The following is an 11,449-nucleotide window of genomic DNA, read 5'->3' as shown; positions in this document are numbered from 1 at the left end:
TTGCCAACAAATACTCATTATTCACCACCAGTTGGTGACAGAGTAACCAAACAGACAGCTAACTGCTTATTATCTGGGTCAAAATGCGTATAATACTCCGGCAGTACACTTCATCGGCAGTAACCCTCTCGATGAACAGGTCCCCGTAGTTAAACGGATATAACAAGCCCCTCCTAAGGGCTAGTTACTGGTTCGATTCCAGTCGGGGACACCATTAGCACTTCTCAAGATGTTCAATAAAGTCTAAAAAACCTTTAAAAACAACTGCATTATAAAAAACCACGTCCAAAGAAATCCCAAAAATACCCGTAACAGCTACACAAAACTTGTATAGAATGTTGTATAACGCTAGGTTCGATCTTATGGTTATACAAAAATGCTGCTAAATGACTTCAAAATCCGCTCCGCCAAGCCGACAGACAAGGCTTATACACTCAATGATGGCAAAGGCTTATCACTCATCATTTCCCCTAATGGAGTGAAAGGTTGGCGTTTCCGTTATCAATTTGGCGGCAAGGCTCATATGATTTCATTTGGTGTCTATGGCCCCGTATCACTGGCTGATGCTCGCCGCCAACGTGAGGAAGCAAAATCAGCTTTAGCCAATGGCACCAACCCCAGTGATGCCCGTAAAGCGGAAAAGATTGCCTTAAAGTATCCAGCTAAAAATACCTTTGAAGATATTGCCCGCGAATGGCACACCTCCAAACTTGCGACATGGACACCAGAATATGCGGATACGGTTATGCGTGGCTTCGATAACAACGTATTTCCTTATATCGGCAAGCGCCAAATTGACCAAATAGCGCCGTTGGAACTGTTAGCCGTTCTGCAAAGAATCGAAAAACGTGGCGCACTGGAACTCACCGGGAAAATCAGGCGGCGCTGTGGTGAAGTCTTCCGCTATGCCGTAGTGACCGGGCGGGCCACTTATAACCCAGCCCCGGATCTGGCCAGCGCACTAAACCGCCCTAAGAATGGCCATTACCCTTTCCTGAATGAAAGTGAATTACCCGAATTTATTCAGGCATTGGATAACTATAAAGGTAGCAAACTGACCAAATACGCCACCCAGTTGTTAATGCTCACTGGGGTAAGAACTATCGAGCTACGGGCCGCTGAATGGTCTGAATTTGATCTGGATAATGCCTTGTGGGAGGTTCCCAAAGAAAGGATGAAGAAGCGCCGCCCTCACCTTGTGCCGCTATCCACACAAGCCTTAGCGATACTTGAAAAGCTCAAGGTGCTGACAGGGAATTATAAATTGGTGTTCCCCGGCCGCAATGATGCCGGTAAGCCAATGAGTGAGGCGAGTATCAATAAGGTGATTAAGATGCTGGGTTATCACGGCAGGGCCACCGGTCACGGCTTCCGGCACACCATGAGCACTATCTTGCATGAGAAAGGCTATAACAGTGCATGGATTGAAATCCAGCTTGCCCATGTTGATAAAAATTCCATCCGTGGAACTTATAACCATGCGCAATATCTTGAAGGGCGTCGGGAGATGTTGCAGTGGTATAGTGATAATTTATACTAGCACCATATTTGTATAGTGATGGTACAGAAATAAAAATGCCGCCTGATGTTTATTCTAAAATTTCAACAATGGCATTTTCAATAATTTCGGCGCTTCTTACAATAAATCGAGCGCGTTCTAATAGTTCATCATAAAACAGAATGTTAATACTTTTTAAATTACGCCGATAAAGCTCTAGTGTTTTTCTTTTTATTAACTTTTCGCGGTCACTCCCACTAATAGAAGATATAGATCCGATTACTAATATACATTCGGCATCATGTGTTTCTTCTCTTATCAAATCCCCATCAGAGGTGTAGTTACTTCTTTGGCTTTCTATTTCCCAATTTGCCTTTTGTGCCAATATTTGACTAACAGCATCAGTAAGCTCACTTGATAAGCGCCAAGAATCAGCTCTATTCTGGCGATTGACAAATAAGTTTGTTGTAGGTGTCTTCAGTTCAACAATTTTAGTAAATCTAGAGTCTGATAATAAAAAATCCGTTATAACATCATTAGACCCATTGAGATCTGTATGAGAGATGTGTGCTTCTCTCTGTAGGATTTTTAAATATTTATAATTTAAACCATACCCAAATATCCACTCATTCCTTTCAAAAAAACGCTGCCAGTCTATTTCATTATAATCATTAGCATTTTCATACATTCGCTCATACTCATCAAGAGCATCTTTTCGCCCTAAAATCGTATTAATATCAGTATTTGTAAGTCTATTACTTACGATGTGCTGTAATGCTAATACTAAAGAAGTGTTATCCGAATGCTCCAAAACTCTCATTATTTCCTCATGATTGCTTTGGATCTCTATAAAACGACCAGTACTTACAGATGCAGTATCACGAATAACACTATATTGTGAAAGGTGTTGATAAAGACTTTGCAAGTGACCAATATTTAATTGGCAAGTAAATTTTGGAGATCCAGTGCTAGTGCAATGAGCAAAAATATTTGCACTTAACGTAGATACATCCCTAGAGTCTGCATCAAGACCTGATATATTTAATACCAAATCATTAACATCATCTCTTCCAATCAAATATGAATGGTCAATGCTCATATTATACCTTCGCAATCACATTCTTATATCCATCCCAATGAGGATTATAGCCACCATCAATTGCAAATGGAGCACCTGCATCAATAATTTTAATGTTTGAAATTTCAGCAATATCAAACAGTCTAAACTCTGGGAAATTAGGTGCGCTATCTGTGACACCGCCCACTTGAACTATATGTACTTTTGTAGACTCAGATTGGTCTTTTTTTCTCATAATAAAAATAGCATGGGGATTACCAATTCGTTCACCCGGAATCTTTCCAGGCTTATTATATTCAAATGAAATTGGTTTACGAGCCTGAATGGCTTGTCTTAAGAGCTGTAACGACATAATCACCTCGATTTATTTTCAGTAATAGTAAGTTACATTACTCATTAAGAATTCTTATTGAAAGCAATTTCTAGTATAAAAATCATGCACATTACAAGTAAATTTTCTGCTGTGACACGGATCAAATAATCAATTCAAGTTGATAAAACTAATTGACTGAATTTCTCTATCGTTTCATGGAAAAATATAAATATGACGGAAACGGCACTACACCGCACCCGCCTGCACACTTTGCTTTATAAACTTATTTCAGTTTTAAATTCCTACAAACCCTAGCGCCAGCCCGCGCCGTGGCTGGGGTTCTGGCTGATAATCCCAACTGAAAAGATTGAAAAGAATTTCACTAAATTTCAGTTTCGTTTTTTCTAACCTTACCGCTTAAAGTTTTAATTATATGATTTAAAACAAGTATTCTATTTTACGTGGCGAGGATGGGAAAAGTTGAGTGAGATAATAGCGTGGGGGAAATGTTGAAACCCTTGCCGGGCGTGGCTTCGCGGGGCAAGGTCATTTTTGGCTAACTGAAAAACACAGTACAGGGCCGGGAAGAAAATCGAACGCCAGCGTGGTAACACCGGGCTAACGGTTGGCCACGTAATCCTTGCTCACCCTGCGCGTAATTTGCGGCTTTGCGTCACTGATTGCCTGCTGTTGTTCCTCATCTTTATGGGCCACTTGCAATAACCGGATAGCCTCTTGCCGTTCCTGCGGTGATATATGGTCTACCAAGTCCTTAATTAACCGGCTATGCGTTAACGCGCTGGGGCTAAGGGTATGGGAAAAGGTCGCATTCATCACAAAGGTATGGCCGCATTCAACATTGGTACAGGCACAATAGAGATCCGCAATATGGCTATGCTTGCGGTTAGTTTTACGAATATGAGCGGGTGTACCACAATCTGGACAAATAACTTTAAAAACTCGCATATTGATATGGCCCTCTATTTAAAGCCAGAACCGCCAGCCAGAAAATAAGCCTCGAACTGACTCGTTTTTATATTGTCTCTTACGTCTGTGACTGGTATCAGTGGTAACGCTGGTAACACCATTGATTTATATAGATAAACTGAGTTACCACTAACCATTATCAACTGGTAACCGGTGGTAACAGGCTGATTTCTGTTACCAGTGTTACCAACAGCCCTCTATGACTGGTAACAGCTCTGCTCCTTGCGGCTTATGGTTGTTACCTCTGTTACCAGTGTTACCAGTTCTCAATAAGACTCGCGTAAGTGTATTAACCTAAAACTGTGCTATTGAACTGATAGACCCGTTTAAGCCCCATTTCTGGCAGGCGAATGTTTTTCTGTGTCCGGGCATCCTCTGGCACATCGAGATAACCGGCCTTGACGCAGAGTTGAGCCACTTTCTTGGCATCAAAGCCCTTGCAGATTTCTTTCCAACCGGTGGCCAAAATAAAGAAAGTCGTCACCGCATCTTCTTTGTTATTGCCTTTATCCACTCGCCGGAAGCCCACCATGTTAGCCGGGCGGCTGCGCTCGTCATGCCAGTCAGCAAAGCGGCTGAACTGATTACGGGTAATGAACTCTTTCACCTGCTCCAGTGCGGCAGCGTCTTCCTGATTGGCGGTGTGGCCACGATCCCCCATCCACGCATTAAGGCAAGTTTGTGCTGCACGGAACGCCTCACCCTCTGGCCAGCCGGTGATCCCCACTTGTGTGGCCAACTCTCCGGCCATTGCCACCAGTGCAAAACGGGTAACTGCGCGGCCCACCTGATTACCGGCGTTCTCCGGGGTAAGCAGCCGGGTGTATTCTTTTAGCAGTATCTTGGCCTTGCTGGTCATGCCGGTCAGGTCTGCGGTTAACAGCCGCAACCAAGCACGGAACGGCTCGCCATAGCAGGAAGCAACCGCCTGTTCTAAGTGCTCCGACAGGGCTTTACCTCCGGTAAAACCGTGCAGCTCTTCAAATACACCATGCTTACCGGAATCACTGGGGATCTGTACCATCCGTACTTCCACCCCGGCATAAGTACGCTCTCCGGCGTTGGCCGCATGTTCGACTAACGACAACTCACCAGTAGACAGAAACAACAGACACCAGCGATTAGCCTCGCGCAAACTGCCGTCAGTACGCGCCCGCGCTTTCCCTTGGCCATTCGCCAGCATATAGGCGATATTTCCGGCCTCTCTGCCATCCACTTCCCGTATTTCGTCTAACATTAGGGTGGCATCATTGCGACGGCTGGCGGTGCCCTCCAGCGCGTTACCGGTTGAGCGCCACGTATGCCAGAAGTCAGTGCCACCACAGACTGAAGCCGCTACTTTCATAGTGGTAGTTTTACCGTCCGTTGATTCCCCTTTCAGGTGATAACCACCGCCGCCCACCCCGACCAGTTTTAACAGTGGTGAGGCAAAAGAGAGACTGACCGAAAACGCCACCCGGCCATTACCGACGCAATAACGGGAAACCTGATCGCGCCATTCTTCCAGTGTTCCGGCAGTCCTGAAATCCCGCCCCAGTACGCTGGCGGTTTGTAAGATTACCGACTCAGCCCCAACGCCGATCACTTCGTCTTGCAGCACATAAACCGAACCATGCCAGCCGGTTTTATTAACACAAGTTACCTTGCGCTCTGGCTTGCACAGGGAAAGGTATTCCATCAAATGCGCCCGCGCCTGCCCGGTGGTACTGATATAAGACAGGCCATTGCTCAACAGAATGCGCCTCAGTTCTTCCCCGCTGCTACTGAGCATCTCCATCGGCATGGCCCACTTACGGCTGATACCGTTAGTGTCTTCCCATTCCAGCAAGCGGCCATAGTTGCCGCCGTCAGAATCGCAGGTAATCGCCGTGACTCTTACCGGGCTGCACAGTTTGATATTGCGGATTTCGGTATCACCATCAGACTTATTGACCAGCTTGTCATACCAGAGATATTCCTGCGTTAAGCGGAACCCCTGCGGCAGTTTGGTTTTGCCTTTACCAAACAGGATCATTTCTTCCCGAAAGGCTTCTTTGGCCCGTTCCAGCCCGTTATCACGGCGATAATCATCCCAATCCGCTTTATGGCGAGTTGGCGGTAGTGATACCCAACCATCTACCGCTTTAGCGGCTTTCTCGGCCCACTGCTTACCAGTGTTCTCTTTACCATCATCAAAATCGTTATCCCCGGCGATAATCAACCGTGCATCGGGCCATTTATGGCGCAGGTGTTGCGCCACGTTCGGCAGATTATTAGCCGCGACTGCCGCCACAACCAGCCTATCAGTTAACATATCCAGCGTTAAAGCCGTGGCATAACCCTCAGTGATAACAACCAGCTCCGGGTTATCCCCTGCCTCTAATGGGTGAACCGCAATAAATGCCCCTTTCAGCACGGTATTGGGCAATAACCGCTTGTCACCTAACGGACTGATAAGCTGGCCACCGGTTAACCTGCCGTCGATATCAGTTAGCGGTAACAGCAAAGAGCCTGCCGGGAAGTCCATACCTCCCGTTTTATGAACATCCTGCGTAATAGATTGGCTATGGCCAGACAGCCCCTTATCAGCCAGATAACTGCTTTCTCCACTGCTACAACTGGCCAGCAAAGCGTGATAAACCTTGGCCACCATCGCCTTTTTGCGCTCTTCGGGAATTTCATTTCTGGCAGGCTTAATCGCTTCCTGCGGTGCATTCGGTAAGGCTAGCGCCTTGGCCACCTCAGTTGCCGCCTGAAATGCCCCGTTGCCAGATACCAAACGAATAAGATCCAGCCCATCACCATGGCTGCACTGGCTACAAATCCATGTGCCACGGCCCCCTTGATCATCAAAGCGGAAACGATCACTACCGCCACACTTCGGGCAAGCGCCGTGTTTACCATTATCCGGCACGGTAATACCCAACGCTGGCAAAATATGCGGCCAACGCCCACGGGCCGCTTGCAGCGTTTCAGAGACAAATTGACTGCTCATCGCGGCGTCTCCATTGTAAATATGAAAAGAAATAACAGTGACGGGAATAAATTAACGGCTTTCATTCTTTCCCCTGTCAAATTCGTTATCCAATACAGAATCTAAATCTTCATAAATACAATCAAAGACAGCCGCTATATTGACTGAATTAACATGAGGCTGTGGGGTTTCATTTTTTGAGTACAATAACTCTCTCATTAATTCTGAAACCAGCATGGCCCGTAGAACCTTATCTACACTTCCCTGCGCTAAATTATATTTAGTCGTCATGCTATGCCTCCTGCACAGGCAAACGCCCGGCAAAAAGCAGTATGTAATCTGCGGCATAACGGCGGCGGGCCGTCTTCTCATTCTCTGCGGTGATATGCAGCATGACAGGGCTAATTTTCTGTTGGGTGCGGTTGATCGCCGCAAAGATGTAGGTACACTTTGACGTAGCCATTGCGTTAGTTCCTCTAACATGATGGTCAGGCCCGGCTTGGTGTTGGTAGCACCTTGACGGGCCGCTGTATTTTGTCGGTACGCCGTGTTAACGTACGTACCTAACGAAAGACAGCTTATGAGGTTATGTACGTACGTGTCAACTATAAAACGAGATAAAAGCCCGAAAGGTGACGGTCTATCGCCAACATTCCAAATTCGTATCGCGCCAGAACTGCGTGAACAACTTAATGCGGAAGCGGCTAAAGATGGCGTAAGCCTTGGTAATTGGTTTAAAGAGCTAGCCCGGCAGGAATTAAAACGCCGTGGCATAGAACCTAAAGCATAAATACTTTTTTCAGTAATATAACCGTATATATCCGAACCTATTTTATTGACGGAAATAACGGTGAATGAGATAGTCAAATCAGCATTAATTGAATTATTTATCATTGTTATTTTCCGATAGTAGAGAACCATACCCGGCCCAGCAGCCGGGTATTTCATATCTGTAATATAAGAATTAACTTAGCGCTATTGCGGAAACCCAGCCTTTACCAGCCATAATAGTGGCGTCTGATAAACTAAATTCCCTCGGCTTACTTATTTTTGCTTTAACACCACGCTTAGAAAAATAAGAACGGTTAGCACTAAAACGTAACCGGTCAGTGCCAATGCTGGCGGGGCTATCAGTAACCGCCAAACCACTTAAATAAAAATGACCTTTGTCCTGAAAATCTTCTTCCACTTCGATGGAGCAAAACAGTTTTTGCCCCAGTTCGTTATAACTCATCAATTTAGCCGTGGGCCGGATACGGGCATACAAATGAACAATGCCACTTTGCTTATCACTGCGTAGCGCCAGCACCTCGCCTAAATTATCCCGGTCACGTTTGTGTTCTTCCCAAATCAACGCGGTGTAAGTGCGTACATCATAGGTTTCAGCCATATCAAGCAGCCACTGCGATTCAATTTTGCGGCTATCAATGGTGGTTCCCTCGGTAGCGATACATATCCAGCCGGTAGTTAATTGCGAATCAGTCATTTGCTACCTCACTTCTTAACCAGAGTAATAGCGGCTTCATCTACGGCGGCATACAAGAAACCATTACCCAAGGCATAACCCTCATTGCGCAGGTAGCTATGTTCGTAGGCGCTACGGTCTTCAACAAATTCAGCCCGAAAACGGCGGCTTCCTTTCTGTGTATAAATATGCAAATTGCTCAATGTAGTTACCGCCAAGCGTTTACCGGGCATAAATGGCGGGACAAAGGCAAAACGACCAGCAACCGACCCCATTAGCATTTGTGCCGCTGCTGTATCTGCCGGGCGATCTGCGGCATTAAATAAACGCAGCCTTTCCGCTGCCGCCAGTTCTGCCCCCACCATGACCACTAAGCGGGGATCTTCTCGGTAGGCTTCGGGAATTTTTTCCGTAATTAAATGGTTAGCCAGTGCATCTAAATGTGGAAATTCGCCCCCCTCACCAAGGGTTAATTCATCAGTTATAATCTGAGATCCGCTATTAAAGTCTTTGGCTATGGTGTGCCAACCAATATTAACGTCCTCCCCTTTTGGATTAGCTATAGGATCTGTTGGATAAGCGATTCTTTGACCATTAAGGCCAACCCGTAACATATCCAATGAAATTGCCATACCGAAGAAATCAGAAACAGTCTGAGTAAAGTGCTCAATACCACCAATATTGGCAATCGTGCCCATTCGCTCATAAGATAGCGAAGCACAAGAATCCGTATCAGCCAGCGAATAATCAGTGCCTGCAACTTTCAATTCGCGATTAAAACGCCCATTAATAGAGCGCCCGGTATATAAAGTGGATTCACCTATTTCAATACATTGCCCTTGCAGCTCCTCCACATCCAGTAACGTAATATTATTCATCATCCAGCCTGATTCCAGCATAGATATACGCAACTGATTTTCAGCCGGTTCAGAAATGGAAAAACTCTTTTCATTATCGAATGCTTGACTAATACCGCCAATAAAATTGGCATGAAACTGTCCTGCCATAGCAGGAGGATTGACTCTGGCCATTAGTGTTACCTTATATTATATAATTAAAATTTATTTATTATTAAAGTGAGTTTTTTATTGCTCGTGTTTTATCTGTGAGCCAACTAGATTTCTTTTTCATCAGCCCAACAAAATCATCCAGCGACATTTTACTTCTCATACTTTCAGACTCGATTTGATAATACTGTTTACTTAATAAAGAAATTTCTTTCCCTCCGTTATTTAGTGAGTATTTATCTTTAGGTACAGTACATTTCTCTAATATATTTTTAAGTGCACGTTCTAATTTATTTAGCTCTTTCCAAGCATACTTGTGTGACGTTAATCCGCTGCTAAATCTATCCCCCTGATAGGTTTCCGATGGAAGATAATCCATTGGTAATAACTCCATGACTTTACCTTTAAAACCTTTACTCCCCTCACTCAGCATCTGCTCAACCTGTCCCCGCAGTAGCCCTAATAATCCTTTACGTGCTGAAACTGAGGTTTTAGTATCTTCTAACCGTAGCTTTGCATTCTCTACACGATCATTAAGATTAGACATTAGCCTTCGAATATTACCATTATAACTGGACAGGCTACTGACTCCCCGCTGGGCATTATTTAGCTCAATATTGAGCTGCGAGATTTCATGATCTATCGCTTTCACTTTTATTTCTTCTTGCTTACAAATTTGTTGCCCACGTTCAATTAGTGTATTTATTTCACAAGGTGTACAGTTTGAACGTGGGGTTGCATAACCCGTTAATAATTCGAACTGTTCCAATAAGGGGGCCATTTTCTTTAATCGATATATTTCGATTACCCGAATGGCATAACCAGCATCGCCCTGCTCAGGGGTAAATGGTATTGGCTGATATGTCACAATAGTATTGATATCATCATCATACTTTGTCAGTTGTAATTCTTTTAGCATCTCATTTCTCTCTTTGAAATATTTCCATCAATCCAATTAATTACTTCCCCCTCTACCCATGCAACGGATCGTTCTCCGATAGGGATATTATTAGGGAAGTTCCCTTCTTTCATCTTAAAATAAATAGTAGAACGCTTTAACCCGGTAATAGACATCACATCGGGTAACCGTATTAACCTTTTCGCCATATTATTTATGGCAATAGAATCCCGCTCCATAAAGTTATCCTTTAATAGAATTGTATAAATGTGTGAAGACGCTATTAGACTTACATTTCCCTTACCCGATGTAAATATAGGGCTAGAAAACCATGCCAAATCACACATTAGTTTATGGTTGTTTTTTGTACTGCTAAGAGCGAATATAGATGAATATAGATGAATATGGGTGAGCAGCCTCATTCGTAAAGAAACGTAAATAACTATAATCTGAGAGCGACACAGCTAAATCCCCTCGGATGCCTATAGACTTACATGCAATATGCTTTCTGTAAAGTTCATGACTTGGTACTCCCAACAAAACTATTTCTTGTATTTTTACTTTTTAATAACAATACCCAATGTTTTTTATCATTGAGTTGGTATTACTTAGTATCAGTTAGTATTTATTCGTATCGAGTTAATATGAGTTAATATAACTTTCAGTTAATTAAGCTGAAATTTATTGAAAAAAACAAATGTAACATTTTGTAAAATTAATAATATTTCACTACATACCCCATTAGTTTGCTTAAGAGTCCATCGGATGCCCTTAGATTACTCGACTTTGGGGGGAATAAAACAAGTGATTTTAGTATAAAAAGCAGGCAATGAATTTATCTTGTGTGAGTGATTTTTTGGGACTGATTTTGAAGGGCAATGAATACTAATAAAGGACAGGGAAGGACAGTAAGTAAAAATCAAGAAATTCGTGAAGTTTCTATCGATTAGAATTAGTCATGTGAAAACTGATTATCAGTCATATCGCTATAAGCCCGAAAATAAACGTATAACGATATGTATAAACAATTAACTTAAAAGTAAAAATAGGCATTAAAAACAAATAATTAAGATAAAAGTTCGATTCCAGTCGGGGACACCATTAGCACTTCTCACAGCGTGCCATTCAGATTCAAATCACTTAAAATCTAATAAAAACAAAGACAATTTAGCTAGCCATCTTCTCAGTACATCTCAACCAGGTTCTCCAGAGCTCATTTTGATTATGGTATTGTTTTACGACTTCAATCA

Annotated in this window: 12 protein-coding genes and 1 tRNA gene; 3 read left to right on the top strand and 10 right to left on the bottom strand. The window is 43.6% G+C overall.

The genetic code is table 11. The features are described from left to right. The first annotated feature begins 139 nt into the window (after nt 1-139). Together ACNSO8_RS06320 and ACNSO8_RS06315 are read left to right on the top strand one after the other, a co-directional pair. A tRNA-Arg gene (locus ACNSO8_RS06320) sits at nt 140-214 on the top strand. Nucleotides 215-376: 162 nt separating this feature from the next. Further along, nucleotides 377-1,540 (top strand): tyrosine-type recombinase/integrase, encoded by a 1,164-nt coding sequence (locus ACNSO8_RS06315; RefSeq protein ID WP_418394148.1) that lies wholly within the window; start codon nt 377-379, stop codon nt 1,538-1,540. Nucleotides 1,541-1,589: 49 nt separating this feature from the next. Here ACNSO8_RS06315 and ACNSO8_RS06310 read toward each other — a convergent pair whose 3' ends face one another. The 6 genes from ACNSO8_RS06310 to ACNSO8_RS06285 all read right to left on the bottom strand — a co-directional run bounded on the left by ACNSO8_RS06310 (nt 1,590) and on the right by ACNSO8_RS06285 (nt 7,292). Beyond that, nucleotides 1,590-2,597 (bottom strand): Shedu immune nuclease family protein, encoded by a 1,008-nt coding sequence (locus ACNSO8_RS06310; protein ID WP_049634906.1) that lies wholly within the window; start codon nt 2,595-2,597, stop codon nt 1,590-1,592. A gap of 1 nt (nt 2,598) precedes the next feature. Next, nucleotides 2,599-2,928: a hypothetical protein gene (locus tag ACNSO8_RS06305; protein ID WP_049634905.1), complete on the bottom strand. Its 330-nt coding sequence runs from the start codon at nt 2,926-2,928 to the stop codon at nt 2,599-2,601. A gap of 579 nt (nt 2,929-3,507) precedes the next feature. Continuing rightward, the gene (locus tag ACNSO8_RS06300; protein WP_013650207.1) at nt 3,508-3,855 is read right to left on the bottom strand and encodes an ogr/Delta-like zinc finger family protein; all 348 of its coding nucleotides are present in this window, start codon (nt 3,853-3,855) and stop codon (nt 3,508-3,510) included. A 310-nt stretch (nt 3,856-4,165) separates the two neighbouring features. Then, on the bottom strand, nt 4,166-6,850 hold the full coding sequence (locus ACNSO8_RS06295) for a DUF927 domain-containing protein (RefSeq protein ID WP_418394147.1): 2,685 nt from the start codon (nt 6,848-6,850) through the stop codon (nt 4,166-4,168). A gap of 51 nt (nt 6,851-6,901) precedes the next feature. Further along, nucleotides 6,902-7,120, bottom strand: a complete 219-nt coding sequence (locus ACNSO8_RS06290) for a hypothetical protein (RefSeq protein WP_032912789.1) — start codon at nt 7,118-7,120, stop codon at nt 6,902-6,904. Nucleotide 7,121: 1 nt separating this feature from the next. Next, a complete protein-coding gene (locus tag ACNSO8_RS06285) occupies nt 7,122-7,292 on the bottom strand; it encodes a host cell division inhibitor Icd-like protein (protein ID WP_004703797.1) in 171 nt (56 codons plus the stop codon). A 135-nt stretch (nt 7,293-7,427) separates the two neighbouring features. Here ACNSO8_RS06285 and ACNSO8_RS06280 point away from each other — a divergent pair, with 135 nt between their 5' ends. Continuing rightward, nucleotides 7,428-7,619 carry a toxin-antitoxin system HicB family antitoxin gene (locus tag ACNSO8_RS06280; protein WP_004703800.1) on the top strand — a complete coding sequence of 64 codons (192 nt, stop codon included), beginning with the start codon at nt 7,428-7,430 and terminating at the stop codon, nt 7,617-7,619. 174 nt (nt 7,620-7,793) lie between these two features. On the opposite strand, the gene ACNSO8_RS06275 is transcribed toward ACNSO8_RS06280, so the two are convergent. Genes ACNSO8_RS06275 through ACNSO8_RS06260 form a run of 4 tightly spaced genes read right to left on the bottom strand, consistent with a single transcriptional unit; the run spans nt 7,794 to nt 10,438 of the window. After that, nucleotides 7,794-8,315, bottom strand: coding sequence for a GPO family capsid scaffolding protein (locus ACNSO8_RS06275; RefSeq protein WP_023160818.1), 522 nt, complete (start codon nt 8,313-8,315; stop codon nt 7,794-7,796). A gap of 8 nt (nt 8,316-8,323) precedes the next feature. Then, nucleotides 8,324-9,325, bottom strand: coding sequence for a P2 family phage major capsid protein (locus ACNSO8_RS06270; protein WP_418394146.1), 1,002 nt, complete (start codon nt 9,323-9,325; stop codon nt 8,324-8,326). Between the two features lie 40 nt (nt 9,326-9,365). Next, a complete protein-coding gene (locus ACNSO8_RS06265) occupies nt 9,366-10,220 on the bottom strand; it encodes a hypothetical protein (protein ID WP_418394145.1) in 855 nt (284 codons plus the stop codon). Beyond that, on the bottom strand, nt 10,214-10,438 hold the full coding sequence (locus tag ACNSO8_RS06260; protein WP_005172029.1) for an AlpA family transcriptional regulator: 225 nt from the start codon (nt 10,436-10,438) through the stop codon (nt 10,214-10,216). The genes ACNSO8_RS06265 and ACNSO8_RS06260 overlap by 7 nt, the downstream gene beginning before the upstream one ends. Between the last annotated feature and the right edge of the window lie 1,011 nt (nt 10,439-11,449).

The organism is Yersinia sp. LJYL362 (assembly GCF_048323875.1).
This window is presented reverse-complemented; position numbering and strand designations above follow the sequence as displayed.

Excerpts from the sequence above, each read along its gene's own strand:
- ACNSO8_RS06315 (WP_418394148.1), top strand. The coding sequence starts at position 377 with ATGCTGCTAAATGACTTCAAAATCCGCTCCGCCAAGCCGACAGACAAG.
- ACNSO8_RS06310 (WP_049634906.1), bottom strand. The coding sequence starts at position 2,597 with ATGAGCATTGACCATTCATATTTGATTGGAAGAGATGATGTTAATGAT.
- ACNSO8_RS06305 (WP_049634905.1), bottom strand. The coding sequence starts at position 2,928 with ATGTCGTTACAGCTCTTAAGACAAGCCATTCAGGCTCGTAAACCAATT.
- ACNSO8_RS06300 (WP_013650207.1), bottom strand. The coding sequence starts at position 3,855 with ATGCGAGTTTTTAAAGTTATTTGTCCAGATTGTGGTACACCCGCTCAT.
- ACNSO8_RS06295 (WP_418394147.1), bottom strand. The coding sequence starts at position 6,850 with ATGAGCAGTCAATTTGTCTCTGAAACGCTGCAAGCGGCCCGTGGGCGT.
- ACNSO8_RS06290 (WP_032912789.1), bottom strand. The coding sequence starts at position 7,120 with ATGACGACTAAATATAATTTAGCGCAGGGAAGTGTAGATAAGGTTCTA.
- ACNSO8_RS06285 (WP_004703797.1), bottom strand. The coding sequence starts at position 7,292 with ATGGCTACGTCAAAGTGTACCTACATCTTTGCGGCGATCAACCGCACC.
- ACNSO8_RS06275 (WP_023160818.1), bottom strand. The coding sequence starts at position 8,315 with ATGACTGATTCGCAATTAACTACCGGCTGGATATGTATCGCTACCGAG.
- ACNSO8_RS06270 (WP_418394146.1), bottom strand. The coding sequence starts at position 9,325 with ATGGCCAGAGTCAATCCTCCTGCTATGGCAGGACAGTTTCATGCCAAT.
- ACNSO8_RS06265 (WP_418394145.1), bottom strand. The coding sequence starts at position 10,220 with ATGCTAAAAGAATTACAACTGACAAAGTATGATGATGATATCAATACT.
- ACNSO8_RS06260 (WP_005172029.1), bottom strand. The coding sequence starts at position 10,438 with ATGGAGCGGGATTCTATTGCCATAAATAATATGGCGAAAAGGTTAATA.